At 60.3% G+C, this 17,603-nt stretch carries 18 protein-coding genes; 15 read left to right on the top strand and 3 right to left on the bottom strand.

Translation table 11 applies throughout. The features are described from left to right. Positions 1-2: 2 nt before the first annotated feature. The 4 genes from doeB (at position 3) to BM300_RS10835 (ending at position 4,669) form a co-directional block, all read left to right on the top strand. Complete coding sequence (gene doeB / locus BM300_RS10850) at positions 3-1,004, top strand: N(2)-acetyl-L-2,4-diaminobutanoate deacetylase DoeB (protein WP_092462850.1); 1,002 nt, start codon at positions 3-5, stop codon at positions 1,002-1,004. 184 nt (positions 1,005-1,188) lie between these two features. After that, positions 1,189-1,668 (top strand): Lrp/AsnC family transcriptional regulator, encoded by a 480-nt coding sequence (locus BM300_RS10845; RefSeq protein ID WP_092462848.1) that lies wholly within the window; start codon positions 1,189-1,191, stop codon positions 1,666-1,668. Between the two features lie 131 nt (positions 1,669-1,799). Then, the gene (locus BM300_RS10840; protein WP_092462846.1) at positions 1,800-3,287 is read left to right on the top strand and encodes an NAD-dependent succinate-semialdehyde dehydrogenase; all 1,488 of its coding nucleotides are present in this window, start codon (positions 1,800-1,802) and stop codon (positions 3,285-3,287) included. Next, on the top strand, positions 3,284-4,669 hold the full coding sequence (locus tag BM300_RS10835) for an aspartate aminotransferase family protein (protein WP_092462844.1): 1,386 nt from the start codon (positions 3,284-3,286) through the stop codon (positions 4,667-4,669). Before BM300_RS10840 ends, BM300_RS10835 begins: the two co-directional genes overlap by 4 nt. A gap of 196 nt (positions 4,670-4,865) precedes the next feature. Here the strand turns inward: BM300_RS10835 and BM300_RS10830 are convergent, their stop codons facing one another. Next, a complete protein-coding gene (locus BM300_RS10830; protein WP_046063603.1) occupies positions 4,866-5,300 on the bottom strand; it encodes a Z-ring associated ZapG family protein in 435 nt (144 codons plus the stop codon). Between the two features lie 147 nt (positions 5,301-5,447). Between BM300_RS10830 and BM300_RS10825 the strand changes: the two genes are divergently transcribed. The 3 genes from BM300_RS10825 (at position 5,448) to zapE (ending at position 8,653) form a co-directional block, all read left to right on the top strand. Beyond that, complete coding sequence (locus tag BM300_RS10825; RefSeq protein ID WP_063324470.1) at positions 5,448-6,077, top strand: alpha/beta hydrolase; 630 nt, start codon at positions 5,448-5,450, stop codon at positions 6,075-6,077. A gap of 24 nt (positions 6,078-6,101) precedes the next feature. Beyond that, positions 6,102-7,457 (top strand): tryptophan--tRNA ligase, encoded by a 1,356-nt coding sequence (locus BM300_RS10820; protein WP_092149495.1) that lies wholly within the window; start codon positions 6,102-6,104, stop codon positions 7,455-7,457. A gap of 101 nt (positions 7,458-7,558) precedes the next feature. Next, entirely contained in the window at positions 7,559-8,653 is a 1,095-nt protein-coding gene (gene zapE / locus BM300_RS10815; RefSeq protein ID WP_092346002.1) for a cell division protein ZapE, read from the top strand. 106 nt (positions 8,654-8,759) lie between these two features. Here zapE and BM300_RS10810 read toward each other — a convergent pair whose 3' ends face one another. After that, positions 8,760-9,656 carry a GlxA family transcriptional regulator gene (locus tag BM300_RS10810; protein ID WP_170862044.1) on the bottom strand — a complete coding sequence of 299 codons (897 nt, stop codon included), beginning with the start codon at positions 9,654-9,656 and terminating at the stop codon, positions 8,760-8,762. Between the two features lie 244 nt (positions 9,657-9,900). Here BM300_RS10810 and BM300_RS10805 point away from each other — a divergent pair, with 244 nt between their 5' ends. After that, positions 9,901-11,037: an acyl-CoA dehydrogenase family protein gene (locus BM300_RS10805; protein ID WP_092223700.1), complete on the top strand. Its 1,137-nt coding sequence runs from the start codon at positions 9,901-9,903 to the stop codon at positions 11,035-11,037. 131 nt (positions 11,038-11,168) lie between these two features. Here the strand turns inward: BM300_RS10805 and BM300_RS10800 are convergent, their stop codons facing one another. Then, on the bottom strand, positions 11,169-12,209 hold the full coding sequence (locus tag BM300_RS10800) for an NADP(H)-dependent aldo-keto reductase (protein WP_092149508.1): 1,041 nt from the start codon (positions 12,207-12,209) through the stop codon (positions 11,169-11,171). Positions 12,210-12,454: 245 nt separating this feature from the next. Here BM300_RS10800 and rplM point away from each other — a divergent pair, with 245 nt between their 5' ends. From rplM to BM300_RS10765, 7 genes are all read left to right on the top strand, one after another. Continuing rightward, the gene (gene rplM / locus BM300_RS10795) at positions 12,455-12,883 is read left to right on the top strand and encodes a 50S ribosomal protein L13 (protein ID WP_003205365.1); all 429 of its coding nucleotides are present in this window, start codon (positions 12,455-12,457) and stop codon (positions 12,881-12,883) included. A gap of 14 nt (positions 12,884-12,897) precedes the next feature. Continuing rightward, a complete protein-coding gene (rpsI, locus tag BM300_RS10790) occupies positions 12,898-13,290 on the top strand; it encodes a 30S ribosomal protein S9 (RefSeq protein WP_003205364.1) in 393 nt (130 codons plus the stop codon). A 256-nt stretch (positions 13,291-13,546) separates the two neighbouring features. Further along, positions 13,547-14,140, top strand: a complete 594-nt coding sequence (gene petA / locus BM300_RS10785) for a ubiquinol-cytochrome c reductase iron-sulfur subunit (RefSeq protein ID WP_003205363.1) — start codon at positions 13,547-13,549, stop codon at positions 14,138-14,140. Beyond that, positions 14,140-15,351 carry a cytochrome b gene (locus tag BM300_RS10780; RefSeq protein ID WP_063324476.1) on the top strand — a complete coding sequence of 404 codons (1,212 nt, stop codon included), beginning with the start codon at positions 14,140-14,142 and terminating at the stop codon, positions 15,349-15,351. Before petA ends, BM300_RS10780 begins: the two co-directional genes overlap by 1 nt. Beyond that, on the top strand, positions 15,351-16,133 hold the full coding sequence (locus tag BM300_RS10775) for a cytochrome c1 (protein ID WP_092223698.1): 783 nt from the start codon (positions 15,351-15,353) through the stop codon (positions 16,131-16,133). Before BM300_RS10780 ends, BM300_RS10775 begins: the two co-directional genes overlap by 1 nt. Positions 16,134-16,281: 148 nt before the next feature. Beyond that, on the top strand, positions 16,282-16,899 hold the full coding sequence (locus BM300_RS10770) for a glutathione S-transferase N-terminal domain-containing protein (protein WP_092462842.1): 618 nt from the start codon (positions 16,282-16,284) through the stop codon (positions 16,897-16,899). A 16-nt stretch (positions 16,900-16,915) separates the two neighbouring features. Next, positions 16,916-17,329, top strand: a complete 414-nt coding sequence (locus BM300_RS10765; RefSeq protein ID WP_053124982.1) for a ClpXP protease specificity-enhancing factor — start codon at positions 16,916-16,918, stop codon at positions 17,327-17,329. Positions 17,330-17,603 lie beyond the last annotated feature (274 nt).

Raw genomic sequence — 17,603 nt, 5'->3', positions numbered from 1 at the left:
CCATGCCCGATCAGCCTAATAATCCCATCAGCGCCACGATCGACTTCACCCGCGAAGGCGTGCAGCACGGCTTTCTCAAGCTGCCGTATTCACGGGACGATTCGGCCTGGGGCGCGGTGATGATTCCCATCACGGTCATCCAGCGCGGCAGCGGTCCGACGGCGCTGCTCAGCGGTGGCAACCACGGTGATGAATACGAAGGCCCGGTGGCCCTGAGCAAGCTGGCGCAGCAACTGACGGCTGAAGACGTGTGTGGGCGGGTGATCATCGTGCCGTTCATGAACACCCCGGCCTTCCACGCCGGACGCCGGACTTCGCCCATCGACAAGGGCAACCTGAACCGCAGTTTTCCCGGTAGGCCGGACGGCACCGTCACCGAGAAAATCGCCGACTATTTCAATCGCACGCTGCTGCCCTTGGCCGACATTGTCCTGGACATTCACTCCGGCGGGCGGACCTTGGATTTCCTGCCATTTGCCGCCTGCCACGTCTTGCCGGACAAACAGCAGCAAGCGCGCTGCGAGGCCGGGATGCTGGCGTTCAACGCGCCGTATTGCATGCGCATGCTGGAGCTGGACGCCGGGGCGATGTACGACACGGCGGCCGAGTCCCAGGGCAAGGTGTTCGTCACCACTGAGCTGGGCGGCGGCGGTTCGTCGACGGCCCGCAGCGTGGCGATTGCCGAGCGTGGGGTGCGCAACCTGTTGATTCACGCCGGCATCCTGCGGGGCACGATCGAGTTGCAGCCGTCGCTGGTGCTCGACATGCCGGACGCCAGTTGCTTCATCGCCAGCGAGCACGATGGCTTGCTGGAAATGTGCCGCGACCTGGGGGACCACGTGACCCTGGGCGAGGTGGTGGCGCGCATCTACGACACGACCCGCAGCGGCATCGCCCCAGTCGAATACCGCGCCGCCCGCAGCGGCCTGCTGGCGGCCCGGCATTTTCCGGGGCTGGTGCAGTGTGGCGATACGTTGGTGGTGATTGCCGATGTGTTGGCTTGATACACCTCAACTGACACACCCCCTGTGGCGAGGGAGCTTGCTCCCGCTCGGCTGCGAAGCAGTCGTCGCTTTTCGGCCTGGGGCAGACGGAACCGAGATCGGGGCCGCTGCGCGCCCCAGCGGGAGCAAGCTCCCTCGCCACAGTAATCGGTGTGATGCCTGAACTGACTGGAGAGCGCCGCCCATGCACAAACTCGATCGCTACGACCTCAAGATCCTGCAAATCCTCGCCGAAGATGGACGGATCACCAAGTCGAGCCTGGCCGAAGCCATCAGCCTGTCGGTGACGCCGGCCTGGGAACGGGTGCGCAAGCTGGAGGTGGCCGGGTTGATCAACGGCTACCGGGCGCAGATCGACTGGGGCGCGGTGTTCAAGCGCCAACAGGTGCTGGTGGAGATCACCCTGGCCCGCCACACCGCCCAGGACATGCGCCGGTTCGAGCAACGCATGATCGCCGCGCCAGAAGTGGCGTTCTGTTACGCCACCGGGGGCGGGGTCGATTACCTGGCGATGATCCAGGCACCGGACGTCGACTATTACCAGCGTTTCGTCGATCAACTGCTGCTGGAAGACCTCGGCATCGAACGCTACTTCACCTACATCGTCACCAAGACCATCAAGACCAGCGGCGCCTTGCCGGCGGAGTTGGCCGAGCCGTCCTGAGCACCGCAGAAAACCTGTTTTTGCCGCCCTCGATTCAGAAAAAAACCAGGGTTTGCCCCACGGCAAACAGCCGATTACCCAAGCGCCGCTGCCCTAGCATGGCTTCACGCACACGCTCTGGAGTGAACGTCATGACTTACCAACATCCGCTACTGTTCAAGGCGCTTTGCTACATCGACGGCCATTGGGTCCACAGCGACAGCGGCCACAGTATCGCTGTGCACAACCCCGCCACCCGCACGGTCATCGGCCATGTGCCGATGCTCGATCAGCCGCAGATTGTCGCGGCGGTGGACGCGGCGCATCGCGCATTCCCGGCGTGGCGTGAGCAGAGCCTGGAGAGCCGGGGCGCACTGCTGCGGCGCTGGGCGGCATTGATCGTCGAACACAGCGAAGACCTCGCGCACATTCTCAGCCTGGAGCAGGGCAAGCCATTGGCCGAGTCCCGTGGCGAAATCGCCTACGCTGCCAGCTTCATCCCGTGGTTCGCCGAGGAAGCCCGGCGCCTGTACGGGCAGAACATCCCCAGCCATATCCCGAGTGCGCACCTGGGTACGATCAAGGAGCCAGTAGGCGTCTGTGCGCTGCTGACGCCGTGGAATTTTCCGTCGGCGATGATCACCCGCAAGGCCGCCGCCGCCCTGGCCGCCGGTTGCACCGTGGTGATCAAGCCGGCCCACGAAACCCCTTACTCGGCACTGGCCCTGGCGCAACTGGCCGAGGAGGCAGGCTTTCCTGCCGGGGTTTTCAACGTGGTATTGGGCGAGCCGCAAATGGCCATGGAAACCCTGGTCAAGGATCGTCGCGTACGCTCGGTGAGCTTCACCGGCTCGACCCGGGTGGGCAAGCTGGTGTTGCAGGCGGCAGCCCATGACGTGAAGAAAGTCGCGCTGGAACTGGGCGGCAACGCGCCATTTATCGTCTGCGCCGATGCCGACCTGGCCTTGGCGGTGAAAGTCGCCGTGGAGGCGAAATTCCAGACCTCCGGCCAGGACTGCTGTGCGGCTAACCGGATCATGGTGCAGCGCCCGGTATACCAGGCATTCCTCAGTCGTTTCGCCGCAGCGGTGCGCGCCTTGCGCGTCGGGCCGGCCATGGTCGATCAACAGGAGCAGGACGTGGAGGTCGGGCCGTTGATGCACCAGGCGGCGCTCGATGCGACCGCTGACCGCGTCGCCGATGCGCTGGCCCTTGGCGCTCAACGCCTGGTGGGCGGTGAGGCCCATGCCTTGGGCGGGTTGTTCTACCAACCGACTGTGCTGGCCGATGTCACGCCACAGATGCGCATCTACCGTGAAGAAAACTTCGCGCCCATTGCCGGGGTGATGCCGTTCGACACCCTGGACGAAGCCATCGAAATGGCCAACGACACCGAGTACGGGCTGGCGGCCTATATTTGTTCCAACCGCCTGGACGTCATTTATCCGCTGATCCGCCGTCTCGACCATGCCATGGTCGCGGTCAACGGCGTCAAGTTCACCGGCCACCCGATTCCCTTCGGTGGCATGAAAGCCTCGGGCCTCGGCCGCGAGGGTGGCAGCGACGGCTTCGAGCCCTTTGTCGAAACCAAATATTTCTGCCTGCACCATCAAGGCCAGTTCCCAGGAGAGCCCGCATGAGCCAAGAACTCAATACGCTGTTCGAACAAGACCGTGCGCATTTCATGCACCCCTCGACCCACGCTCACGACCACGCCAGCGGCGCGCTCAAGGGGCGGATCATCAAGAGTGCGTCAGGCGTTCGCATTCGCGACCATGAAGGCCGGGAGTTCATCGACGCCTTTGCCGGCCTCTACTGCGTGAACATCGGCTATGGCCGCACCGAGGTGGCCGACGCCATCTATAAGCAGGCCAAGGAACTGGCCTACTACCACACCTACGTCGGCTATTCGAGCGAGGCGATCATCGAGCTGTCCAGCCGCATCATGGACTGGGCGCCGGAGGGCATGAAGAAGGTCTATTACGGCTTGTCCGGCTCCGATGCCAATGAAACCCAGGTCAAGCTGGTGCGCTACTACAACAACGTGCTGGGCCGACCGCAGAAGAAGAAAATCATCTCCCGCGACCGTGGCTACCATGGCTCGGGCATCATGACCGGCAGCCTGACCGGCCTGGCGACCTTCCACCAACATTTCGACCTGCCGGTGGAAGGGGTCAAGCACACCGTGTGCCCCCACTGGTATCGCAAGGCCCCGGCGGGCATGGACGAAGCGACGTTCGTGCGTTACTGCGCCGATGAGCTGGAAAAAATGATCCTCGCCGAAGGCCCGGACACCGTGGCGGCGTTCATCGGCGAACCGCTGATGGGCACCGGCGGCATCATCGTTCCCCCGGCCGGTTATTGGGATGCGATCCAGGCCGTGCTGAAAAAATATGACGTGTTGTTGATCGCCGATGAAGTGGTCTGCGCCTTCGGCCGCCTCGGCTCGAAGATGGGCAGCCAGCGCTACGGCATGAAGCCGGACTTGATCACCACCGCCAAAGGCCTGACCAGTGCCTATGCACCCTTGTCGGCAGTGATTATCGGGGAAAAGGTCTGGAGCGTGATTGAAAAAGCCTCCCAGGCCGAAGGGGCCATGGGCCATGGCTGGACCTATTCCGGGCACCCGATTTGCGCGGCGGCGGCACTGGCGAACCTCGACATTCTTGAACGGGAAAACCTCACGGCCAACGCCGAGGATGTTGGCGGCTACCTGAATCGTCGCCTGCGTGAAACCCTTGAAGGTCATCCGCTGGTGGGCGAGGTGCGCGGTGATGGCATGCTGGCGGCGGTGGAATTCATGGCCGACCGTGAACAGCGCACGGCGTTCGACCCGGCACTCAAGGTCGGCCCGAAAGTCTCGGCGGCTTGCCTGGAACGCGGCATGATCGCCCGCGCCATGCCCCACGGTGACATCCTGGGCTTCGCCCCACCATTGATCCTGACCCGCGAGGATGCGGACTTGATCGTCGACATCACCAAAGGTGCTGTCGATCAAGTGGCGGGTGAGGTGTTGGCTTAAGCTGAGAAAAAATACTTCAGGACAACAACACCCCGTGGCGAGGGAGCTTGCTCCCGCTGGGCCGCGAAGCGGTCCCTTTTTTGCGATTGCTGTGCAATCGAGCGGGAGCAAGCTCCCTCTCCACAACGGATCTGAAACCCATAAAAAAGCCCGCCCGATCATGTGATCGGGCGGGCTTTTGGTTGTTGCTTGGCGATTACTTCTTCAAACCGTAATGCTCATCGAGCATGCCGGGCGAATTCGGGGCCTTGGGGGCGTAGTCCCGGGGCGGTTCCTGATCCTTTGGCGGGGTCAGGCGTTCCCGTGGAGCCTGCGCTGAATCGGCGTGCAGGGCAGCCAGCAGGCGTTGGCGAGTCTGCTCATCCAGGGCCAGGCGATTGGCACCCTCGGACAAGTGATCCTGGACTTCCTGGTAGCTCTGGGTGAGTTTTTTCACCAGGGACGCGGTGCTGTTGAAGTGAGTGACCACTTCATTCTGATAACTGTCGAAACGTTCCTGGATGTCGTCCAGCTGACGTTGCGTGCTGTTGGGCACCGCGTTGGGCAGCAGTCGGGCAAGCAGGAATCCAATGGCGACACCGGCAACCAGGGCAAGAGTCGGCAACAACCAAACTAAGAGCGAGTGTTCCACGAGTCCTTCCTCTATAAACGGCTTTGCTTTACGTTAACGGCTCGGACCTGCGCTGTATACCGCGAAGAACATCGCAATCATGCCAGGCACAGACTTTAGCTAGACGAGTCGATCCTATTCGAGGTCACGGAGTTCTTTCCCTTGCTTATGCGCGAAACCCCTGTAGTCATCGATGGCCCGGTGGGCCAACTGGAAGCCTTGTACCTGGACAGCGAGGCTCCCCGTGGCCTGGCGCTGATCTGCCACCCGAACCCGGTGCAGGGTGGGACCATGCTCAACAAAGTGGTCTCGACCCTGCAACGCACTGCCCGCGATGCTGGCCTGGTTACGTTGCGTTTCAATTATCGTGGCGTAGGTGCCAGTGCCGGCAATCATGACATGGGCACCGGAGAAGTGGACGACGCCCAGGCTGTCGCGCAATGGCTGCGGGAGAAATACCCGCAATTGCCCCTGACACTGTTCGGCTTTTCCTTCGGTGGCTTCGTCGCCGCCAGCCTGGGCGGGCGCCTGGAAGCCCAGGGGCAGCCGGTCAAGCACCTGTTCATGGTGGCCCCGGCGGTGATGCGCCTGGACGAGCAGTCGCCCTTGCCGATGAGCGGCCAGTTGACCGTGATCCAGCCGGAAACCGACGAAGTGGTCGATCCGCAATTGGTTTACGAATGGTCCGACACGCTCCAACGTCCCCATGAGCTGCTGAAAGTGGCAGAATGCGGACACTTTTTTCATGGCAAGCTGACCGATCTCAAGGATCTGATCCTGCCGCGCCTCTCGAATTGACAGCAGTCTGACAAGCGATAACCCATGACGACGCGTACCCGTATCCTGACCGGCATCACCACCACCGGCACCCCGCACCTGGGCAACTATGCCGGCGCCATCCGTCCGGCGATCCTCGCCAGCCGCGACAGCAACGCCGATTCGTTCTACTTCCTGGCTGACTACCACGCCCTGATCAAGTGCGATGACCCGCTGCGTATCCAGCGTTCGCGCCTGGAAATCGCCGCTACGTGGCTGGCCGGTGGCCTGGATGTGGACCGCGTGACGTTCTATCGCCAGTCCGATATTCCCGAGATCCCGGAGCTGACCTGGCTGCTGACCTGCGTCGCCGCCAAGGGCCTGCTCAACCGTGCCCACGCCTACAAGGCGTCGGTGGACAAGAACGTCGAGGCCGGCGAAGACCCGGACGCTGGCATCACCATGGGGCTGTACAGCTACCCGGTGTTGATGGCCGCCGACATCCTGATGTTCAACGCCCACAAGGTGCCGGTCGGTCGCGACCAGATCCAGCACGTGGAAATGGCCCGCGACATCGGCCAGCGCTTCAACCACCTGTTCGGCCAGGGCAAGGAGTTCTTCACCATGCCCGAGGCGCTGATCGAAGAAAGCGTCGCCACGCTGCCGGGCCTCGATGGCCGCAAGATGTCCAAGAGCTACGACAACACCATCCCGTTGTTCAGCAGCGCCAAGGACATGAAGGACGCGATCTCGCGGATCGTCACCGACTCGCGTGCCCCGGGCGAAGCCAAGGATCCGGACAATTCGCATCTGTTCACCCTGTTCCAGGCCTTCGCCACTGCCGAACAGTCTGCCGAGTTCCGCAACGAACTGCTGCAGGGCCTGGGTTGGGGCGAAGCCAAGAACCGCCTGTTCCAGTTGCTCGACGGCGAGCTGGGTGAAGCGCGCGAGCGCTATCACCAGTTCATCGAGCGTCCATCGGACCTTGAAGACATCCTGCAACTGGGCGCGAAAAAAGCCCGGGCCGTGGCAACGCCGTTCCTCAACGAACTGCGCGAGGCTGTTGGCCTGCGTTCGTTTGTCAGCCAGGTCCAGGTGGCCGCCAGCACCAAGAAGAAAGCCGCCAAGACAGCACGCTTCGTCAGTTTTCGCGAAGACGACGGCAGTTTCCGCTTCCGACTGCTGTCCGCCGACGGCGAGCAACTGTTGCTGTCGAACCATTTTGCCGACGGCAAGACCGCGGGGCAGGTGACCAAGCAATTGCAGTCCGGCCAGCCCTTGGACGTACGCAGCGACGACCTGGGTTTCAGCGTCTGGCTCGACGGCGAGTGCGTGGCGAATAGCCCGGCTTTTGCTGACAGCGCCGCGCGGGATGCCGCCGTCGATGCGCTGCGTGTTGCCTTGACGCCTGCCCAGGACTGATCCGGCACGTCATCCGACCATCGGCCCGAGTAAGGGCCGATTGCCATTCCTCTGGGCCGTCGCTACAGTGACGGCCCGTTTTTGTTGCCTTGCTAACGAATATGACGCCCCTAGAACGATATCAAGCTGATCTGAAACGCCCGGAGTTCTTCCACGACGCAGCCCAGGAAACGGCGGTGCGGCATTTGCAGCGCCTGTACGACGACCTGGTCGCGGCCTCGAACAACAAGCCGGGCCTGTTGGGCAAACTGTTCGGCAAAAAAGACCAGGCACCGGTCAAGGGCCTGTATTTCTGGGGCGGCGTGGGCCGTGGCAAGACCTACCTGGTGGACACCTTCTTCGAGGCGTTGCCGTTCAAGGAAAAGACACGCACGCACTTTCACCGCTTCATGAAGCGCGTGCACGAGGAAATGAAGACCCTGGGCGGCGAGAAGAACCCGCTGACCATCATCGCCAAGCGTTTTGCCAACGAGACCCGGGTGATCTGCTTCGATGAGTTCTTCGTGTCCGACATCACCGACGCCATGATCCTGGGCACCTTGATGGAAGAACTGTTCAAGAACGGCGTGACCCTGGTCGCCACCTCGAACATCGTGCCGGACGGCCTGTACAAGGACGGCCTGCAGCGGGCGCGCTTCCTGCCGGCCATCGCGCTGATCAAGGAGCACACTGAAATCGTCAACGTCGACAGCGGCGTCGACTACCGCCTGCGTCACCTCGAACAAGCGGAGCTGTTCCACTTTCCGTTGGATGCCGCTGCCCAAGAAAGCCTGCGCAAGAGCTTCCGCGCCCTGACGCCGGAATGCACCCAGGCCGTGGAAAATGATGTATTGGTCATCGAAAATCGCGAAATCCGCGCCGTGCGTACGTGCGATGACGTGGCCTGGTTCGACTTCCGCGAACTGTGCGACGGCCCCCGCAGCCAGAACGATTACATCGAACTGGGCAAGATCTTCCACGCCGTGCTGCTGAGCAATGTCGAGCAGATGAGCGTCACCACCGACGACATCGCCCGCCGTTTCATCAACATGGTCGACGAGTTCTACGACCGTAACGTGAAGCTGATCATTTCGGCCGAAGTCGAACTCAAGGACCTCTACACCGGCGGCCGCTTGACCTTCGAATTCCAGCGGACCCTGAGTCGCCTGCTGGAAATGCAGTCCCACGAATTCCTGGCGCGGGCGCATAAGCCGTAGGGCAATTCGGAAAAAAGAAGGGCCTGCGATTGCAGGCCTTTTTTGTGCCCGTGGAATCAGCCGTTCACGGCATAACCCTGTGGGAGGGAGCTTGCCAGCCCTCGGGCTACGCCGCCTGCTGAAACTGCTGCCGATACTGGTTCGGCGATAGGTCGGTATGTTGCCGGAACAGCCGGGCGAAAAAGCTCGCGTCGTCATAGCCAACTTCATAACTGATGGTCTTGATGCTCTTGCGGCTGCCGGAGAGCAGGCCCTTGGCGGTTTCGATCCGCAGCCGTTGCAGGTAATGCAGCGGTTTGTCGCCCGTGGCGGTCTGGAAGCGGCGCATGAAATTGCGGATGCTCATGCCATGTTCCCGGGCAACATCCTCGAAGCGGAATTTATCGGCGAAGTGCTCTTCGAGCCATTGCTGGATCTGGAGGATGATCACGTCCTGGTGCAGTTTCTGCCCGCCGAAGCCGATCCGTCCTGGCGAATAGCTGCGTTGCACCTCATACAAGATGTCCCGCGCCACGGCCTGGGCGACGTTGGCGCCACAGAAGCGTTCAATGAGGTAAATGTAGAGGTCGCAGGCTGAGGTCGTGCCGCCGGCGCAGAACAGGTTGTCGGCGTCGGTCAGGTGCTTGTCCTGGTTCAGGTGTACCTGGGGGAAGCGTTCCTTGAAGGCATTGAAGAAGCGCCAGTAGGTGGTGGCTTCCTTGCCGTCGAGCAACCCGGCCTCCGCCAGCCAGAACACCCCGGTGGCTTCGCCGCAGAGTACCGCGCCGCGCGCGTGTTGTTCTCGCAGCCAAGGCAGGACCTGGGGATAACGTTGGCAGAGGGTGGCGAAATCATCCCAGAAGGCCGGCAGGATGATGACATCGGTGTTTTCCAGGCCACCGTCCACCGGCATGATTACATCGCTGAAGCTGTTCACCGGTTTGCCATCGGGGCTGACCAGTCGGGTTTCAAAAGCCGGCGTCAGGCCGTGGCCCAGTTGTTTGCCATAACGCAGGCTGGCCAGGTGGAAAAAATCCTTGGCTTGCATGAGGGTTGAGGCGAAGACCCGGTCGATTGCCAGGATGCTGACGCGCCGCAAGGGCGTGGAGGCGTGCATAGACATAATTCATCTTTATTTTTATAGGGGAAAGTGGTCACCAGACGGCTGGATCGTCTTATTTTTTGTCGGATGTGTCCAGTGTCCTGTCGTACCCCGCAGGCTTAGGCTCTGTCGGATAACCACGCCCAACAAAAACCAAAGGTGCGCCATGATCCCCAGAACACTGTTCAGTCCCGAGCACGAATTGTTTCGCGAAAGCGTACGAACCTTCCTCGAAAAAGAAGCCGTGCCGTACCACAGCCAGTGGGAAAAACAGGGACATGTCGATCGCCAGCTCTGGAACAAGGCAGGGGAGGCGGGCATGTTGTGCTCGCACCTTCCTGAAGCCTATGGGGGGCTGGACGCCGATTTTCTCTACAGCACGGTGGTGATCGAGGAAATCGGCCGCCTGGGGCTGACGGGGATCGGGTTCTCGCTGCATTCCGACATCGTCGCGCCGTACATTCTGCATTACGGCAGTGAGGCGCTGAAACACAAGTACCTGCCGAAACTGGTGTCCGGCGAAATGGTCACGGCCATCGCCATGACCGAGCCGGGCGCCGGTTCCGACCTGCAAGGGGTGAAGACCACGGCGGTGCTGGACGGCGACGAATACGTCATCAACGGCTCGAAGACGTTCATCACCAATGGTTTCCTGGCGGACCTGGTGATCGTGGTCGCCAAGACCGATCCGAAGGCCGGCGCCAAGGGCACCAGCCTGTTCCTGGTGGAGGCGGGCACGCTGGGTTTTGAAAAGGGCAAACGCCTGGAAAAAGTCGGCATGAAGGCCCAGGACACGTCGGAATTGTTCTTCCAGGATGTCCGCGTGCCGAAGGAGAACCTGCTGGGGCAGGCCGGCATGGGCTTCGCCTACTTGATGCAGGAGCTACCCCAGGAGCGCCTGACCGTCGCCATCGGCGGCCTGGCATCGGCTGAAGCGGCGCTGCAATGGACTCTGGACTACACCCGCGAGCGCAAGGCATTCGGCAAATCCATCGCGGACTTCCAGAACACCCGTTTCAAGCTCGCGGAAATGGCCACCGAAATCCAGATCGGCCGGGTCTTCGTCGACCGCTGCCTGGAATTGCACCTGCAAGGCAAGCTGGACGTGCCGACGGCGGCGATGGCCAAGTACTGGGGCACCGACCTGCAATGCAAGGTGCTCGACGAGTGCGTGCAGTTGCATGGCGGCTACGGCTTCATGTGGGAATACCCGATTGCCCGGGCGTGGGCGGATGCGCGGGTGCAGCGGATCTATGCCGGGACCAATGAGATCATGAAGGAGATCATTGCGCGGTCGCTTTGATGCGGTGGTGAACTTGGGGCCGCTATCGCGAGCAAGCTCGCACACAGGCGATTTGTGTCTGATCACTGTGTTGTAACCAGCACAGAACCCTTGTGGGAGCGAGCTTGCTCGCGATGGGGCCTATGAATCGATCAAGGGGCCGGGTTGGGCTGATCCTTGTGGATCGCCTCGATCCCCGCCAGCACTGCGTCCGACAGCTTCAGGTCGAAGCTGGCAATGTTGCTGTCCAGTTGCTCCAGCGTGGTGGCGCCAATGATGTTGCTCGTCACGAACGGCTGCCGGGTGACGAACGCCAGGGCCATCTGCGCCGGGTCCAGGCCATGTTCGCGGGCCAGGGCCACATAACGGCTGCACGCCGCTTCCGATTGCGGGTTGAAGTAACGCATGAAGCGGCTGTACAGCGTCAGGCGGCCCTTGGCTGGCCGTGCGCCGTTTTCGTATTTGCCCGACAGGAAGCCGAACGCCAGTGGCGAATAAGCCAGCAAGCCGCATTGCTCGCGAATGGCGATTTCCGACAGGCCGATCTCGAAGCTGCGGTTGAGCAGGTTGTACGGGTTCTGGATCGACACCGCTCGCGGCCAGCCACGGGCCTCGGCCAGGGCAAGGAACTTCATGGTGCCCCACGGCGTTTCGTTGGACAGGCCGATATGGCGGATCTTGCCGGCGCGAACCTGTTCGTCCAGGGCTTCGAGGGTTTCCTCCAGCGGGGTGAACGTTTCGTCGGCCTTGTGCTGGTAGCCCAGTTGACCGAAGAAGTTGGTGCTGCGCTCCGGCCAGTGCAACTGATAGAGGTCGATGTAGTCGGTTTGCAGGCGCTTGAGGCTGGCGTCCACGGCTTCGACGATGTGGCGGCGGTTGTGCTTGAGGTTCTTGTCGCGGATGTAGTCGATAGTGTTGCCGGGGCCGGCGATCTTGCTCGCCAGGATCCAGTCGGCACGATCGCCGCGACTCTTGAAGTAATTGCCGATGTAGCGCTCGGTGGTGGCGTAGGTTTCGGCCTTGGGCGGCACCGGGTACATCTCGGCGGTGTCGATGAAATTGATGCCGGCACCCTTGGCGCGTTCGATCTGGGCGAAGGCCTCGGCCTCGCTGTTCTGCTCACCCCAGGTCATGGTTCCGAGGCACAGGGCACTCACGTTCAGATCGGTACGGCCTAGCGGGCGATAGTCCATCGGGAACTCCTTGGGCAAAACAATCATAAAAGCAGGTTGAAATATTTTTCGCAATCTGCATAATTGCGCACCTCTTTCTGCAGTGGAAGTGATGCGCCGCCGCCGAAGAATCTTGCCGTTGAACGGACGCGCCGACCCGAGCCCCCGAAAGCGTCTGTATCCGGCTGCCTTTGACTTGTCAAAGTACGCACTATTCAGTAAGATCCGCCGTCTAATTTACAGGGCGGCCCCTGAGGCTATAAAGAATGAAAACTTTTACTGCTAAACCGGAAACAGTAAAGCGCGACTGGTTTGTCGTCGACGCTGCTGGTCAGACCCTGGGTCGTCTGGCCACCGAAATCGCGAGCCGTCTGCGTGGCAAGCACAAGCCTGAGTACACCCCTCACGTTGACACCGGTGACTACATCGTCGTGATCAACGCTGAGCAAGTACGTGTTACTGGCGCTAAAACCACTGACAAAATGTACTACTCCCACTCCGGTTTTCCTGGCGGCATCAAGTCGATCAACTTTGAAAAGCTGATCGCCAAAGCCCCTGAGCGCGTGATCGAGACCGCGGTTAAAGGCATGCTGCCTAAAAACCCACTGGGTCGCGACATGTATCGTAAGCTGAAGGTTTATGCGGGCGCTGCTCACCCTCATACTGCTCAGCAGCCCCAAGAACTGAAGTTTTAACGGAATAGTTCATTATGTCGGCGACTCAAAATTACGGCACTGGCCGTCGCAAGACTGCAACCGCACGCGTTTTCCTGCGTCCGGGCACTGGTAATATCTCCATCAACAACCGCTCCCTGGATAACTTCTTCGGCCGCGAAACTGCCCGCATGGTAGTTCGTCAGCCGCTGGAACTGACCGAGACCGTCGAAAAATTCGACATCTACGTCACCGTTATCGGTGGTGGTGTAAGTGGTCAAGCTGGCGCAATCCGCCACGGCATCACTCGCGCCCTGATGGATTACGACGAGACTCTGCGTGGTGCTCTGCGCAAAGCCGGCTTCGTAACTCGCGATGCTCGCGAAGTTGAACGTAAGAAAGTCGGTCTGCGTAAAGCGCGTAAGCGTCCGCAGTACTCGAAGCGTTAATTTCGCTTCCGCTTTCAAAAGGCGCCCAGTTCCTCACGGAGCTGGGCGTTTTTTTATGGGCAAAAGAATTGCTCTGTGACAACTTGCCACATTCGTAGAGCCCCTATACTACAAGGCTTGGCGGTTTGGCCGCTTGGTAATTACCTTGTCAGAATTGGGGCTTTTCATTACCATTCGGCAAAATTTTTATAAGTTCAGATTTTTACTTAGTAGACGCCTGATCTAACAGGCCACAAAGCTGATGGGAGAGGACTGAATGAGCAATGACGGCGTGAATGCAGGCCGGCGTCGCTTCCTGGTAGCAGCCACATCCGTGGTGGGTGCTGCAGGAGCGGTGGGGGCTGCGGTCCCGTTCGTGGGGTCATGGTTTCCCAGTGCCAAGGCGAAAGCCGCAGGTGCACCGGTGAAAGTGAATGTCAGCAAGATCGAGCCAGGCCAGCAGATGATTGCTGAGTGGCGCGGCCAGCCGGTGTTCATCGTCCGCCGTACAGAGGAAATCCTGGGGAATCTGAAAAAGATCGAGGGTCAGTTGTCCGACCCGTCCTCCAAGAACTCGGTCCAACCGGAATACGTCAATCCTGAAACGCGTTCGATCAAGCCAGAGGTTTTGCTGTTGATCGGGATCTGTACGCACCTGGGTTGCTCGCCAACGTTCCGCCCTGAAGTGGCACCTGCCGACCTGGGCAAGGACTGGGTCGGTGGTTATTTCTGCCCTTGCCACGGCTCCCACTACGACCTGGCTGGTCGCGTCTACAAGTCGCAGCCTGCGCCTCTGAACCTGCCAGTTCCCCCGCATTCCTATGAGACCGACGACATCATTGTCATCGGCGTCGATACGGAGAAAGCGTGATGAGCAAATTCATGGATTGGGTTGATGCGCGCTTTCCCGCGACCAAAATGTGGGAAGACCATCTCAGCAAGTATTACGCTCCGAAGAACTTCAACTTCTTCTACTTCTTTGGCTCCCTGGCGCTGCTCGTTCTGGTCAACCAGATCGTCACCGGTGTCTGGCTGACCATGAGCTACACCCCGTCGGCGGAAGAAGCGTTTGCCTCCGTCGAATACATCATGCGCGACGTCGAGTACGGCTCGATCCTGCGTCTGCTGCACTCCACCGGCGCTTCGGCGTTCTTCATCGTGGTCTACCTGCACATGTTCCGTGGCTTGCTCTACGGTTCGTACCAGAAGCCTCGCGAGCTGGTGTGGGTCTTCGGCATGCTGATCTACCTGGCGCTGATGGCCGAGGCCTTCATGGGCTACCTGCTGCCGTGGGGCCAGATGTCCTACTGGGGTGCCCAGGTGATCATCTCGCTGTTCGGTGCGATCCCGGTCATCGGTGACGACCTGACCCAGTGGATTCGCGGTGACTACCTGATCTCGGGCATTACCCTGAACCGCTTCTTTGCCCTGCACGTGGTCGCCCTGCCGATCGTGATCCTTGGCCTGGTGGTTCTGCACATCCTGGCCTTGCACGAAGTCGGCTCGAACAACCCCGATGGCGTGGACATCAAGAAGCACAAGGACGAGAACGGCGTACCGCTGGATGGCATCGCCTTCCACCCGTACTACACCGTGAAAGATATCGTCGGCGTGGTGGTCTTCCTGTTCATCTTCTGTTCCATCGTGTTCTTCTTCCCGGAAATGGGTGGTTACTTCCTCGAGAAGCCGAACTTCGAGCAGGCGAACGCGTTCAAGACCCCTGAGCACATTGCCCCGGTCTGGTACTTCACGCCGTTCTACGCGATTTTGCGGGCGATCCCGGACAAGCTGATGGGCGTTATCGCCATGGGCGCGGCCATCGCAGTGCTGTTCGTCCTGCCGTGGCTGGACCGCAGCCCCGTCAAGTCGATGCGCTACAAAGGCTGGCTGAGCAAGATCTGGCTCGTGGTGTTCTGCATCTCGTTCGTGATCCTGGGTGTGTTGGGTGTGCTGGCGCCAACGCCGGGTCGGACGCTGCTGTCGCAGGTCTGCACCTTCCTGTACTTCGCCTACTTCATTCTGATGCCGTTCTACACAAGGCTCGAGAAGACCAAACCGGTTCCGGAAAGGGTGACTGGCTGATGAAAAAGCTATTTGCTGTACTGATTCTTGCTGCCATGCCTGTATTGTCCTTCGCGGCTGAACACGGTGGTCCAGAGCTGGAAAAGGTCGACATCGACGTTTCCGACAAAGCTGCCATGCAGGACGGCGCACGTACGTTCGCCAACTACTGCATGGGTTGCCACAGTGCCAAGTTCCAGCGCTACGAGCGTGTTGCCGATGACCTGGGCATTCCTCATGAAGTGATGCTCGAGAAACTGGTGTTCACCGGTGCCAAGCTGGGCGATCACATGACCATCGGCATGCAGCCTACGGATGCCAAGACCTGGTTCGGTGCCGCGCCGCCGGACCTGACCCTTGTCGCCCGTGTACGTGGGACTGACTGGCTTTATGGTTACCTGCGTTCGTTCTACGAAGATCCTGCGCGTCCATGGGGCGTGAACAACAAGGTCTTCCCGAACGTCGGCATGCCTAACGTACTGGTCGGCCTCCAGGGGCGCCAGGTGGTAGGCTGCAAACAGGTTCAGATCGTTGAGGGCGGCAAAAAGCAATTCGACCCGCTGACCGGCACTGCTTTGACTCATGAAGCCTGCGACCAGCTGACTGTATTGCCGAACACCGGCAGCCTGACGCCGGAGCAGTTCGACGAGAAGGTCAAGAACCTGGTGACCTTCCTGGCCTACTCGGCCAATCCGGTGAAGCTGGAGCATCAGCGCATCGGTACCTATGTATTGCTGTACCTGGCGTTCTTCTTCGTATTCGCGTACCTGCTCAAGCGTGAATACTGGAAAGACGTGCATTGATAAAGCTGTAAGCCGTTGCTGTTAATCGTGCGCGCCCAAGGGCGTCTCTAATGTAACGAGCCTGGCCAGCCAGGTGTTACGGGAGACGCCCTCTGGGCGCGCTCGTTTTTCCGTTTTTCGATAATTTCAACAAGCGAGGAGGATCGCCATGGGCGTGACCAATCGGTTGGCCTGTTACTCCGACCCCGCCGACCACTATTCCCACCGGGTACGCATCGTACTGGCAGAGAAGGGTGTCAGCGCCGAGATCATTTACGTCGAAGCGGGCCGTCAGCCGCCGAAGCTGATCGAGGTGAACCCTTACGGCAGCCTGCCTACGCTGGTCGATCGTGACCTGGCATTGTGGGAGTCGACCGTGGTGATGGAATATCTGGATGAGCGTTATCCGCATCCGCCTTTGCTGCCGGTGTACCCTGTCGCGCGTGCCAATAGCCGTTTGCTGATCCATCGCATCCAGCGTGACTGGTGCGGGTTGGTGGATCTGATCCTGGATTCCCGGACCAGGGAGCCGGCGCGGGTCGTGGCACGCAAGGAATTGCGTGAAAGCCTGACTGGCGTATCGCCGCTATTCGTCGATAAGCCGTTTTTCCTCAGTGAGGAACAAAGTCTGGTGGATTGCTGCCTATTGCCCATACTCTGGCGTTTGCCGATTCTGGGTATCGAACTGCCGCGGCCTGCCAAGCCGCTGCTTGATTATATGGAGCGCCAATTCGCGCGTGAGGCTTTCCAGGCGAGTCTGTCTGGTGTCGAACGTGACATGCGCTAAGGCTTAGGGAGCCGCTATGAACTCCAGTCGACCTTATCTGGTCCGCGCGCTCTACGAGTGGATTGTGGACAATGATTGCACCCCGCACATGTTGGTCAATGCCGAATTTCCGTCGGTGCAGGTGCCGCAGGGTTTTGCCAATGATGGGCAGATTGTCCTGAACGTGTCGCCAGCCGCTGTGCGTCACCTGCACATGGATAATGACGCCGTCAGCTTTGAAGGGCGCTTCGGTGGTGTGCCGCACACCCTGTACGTGCCAGTTGCTGCGATTCTGGGGATTTATGCCCGGGAGAATGGCCAGGGCATGGTGTTTGAGCTGGAAGCGCCGTTGGACGGTGAAGAAGAGTTCGAGCCGGATGACGACCTGCCACCACCGGATGACGAGCCGCCGCGGCCTAGCGGTAGGCCTAGTCTTAAGGTGGTGAAGTAGCGGAGCGGGTGATCTGTTCGCTGAGGAAAATGCCTGTGTCGAGAGATGTGGGCATTTTTTTTTGGCTGCATTTATTGGTGGATTGGTGTGTATATCCGTTTCTGCGGTAACGGCCACTTAGGGTTCCGCTCTTACAGCGGCTCACTTTTGAAAAGCGCAAAAGTAAGCAAAACGCTATATGCCCCACCACTCGGTGCCTCGCTAGGGCTCGGCATGCCCGAACGCAGGCATTGCTCCGTGGGCCGCCGCGAAGGGCCATCCATGGCCCAGCGCG

It is taken from the genome of Pseudomonas sp. NFACC46-3 (genome assembly GCF_900114515.1).
Taxonomy (GTDB): domain Bacteria; phylum Pseudomonadota; class Gammaproteobacteria; order Pseudomonadales; family Pseudomonadaceae; genus Aquipseudomonas; species Aquipseudomonas fluorescens_Q.
The sequence above is the reverse complement of the archived record's forward strand: the minus strand, read 5'-3'. Positions and strand labels throughout refer to the sequence as shown.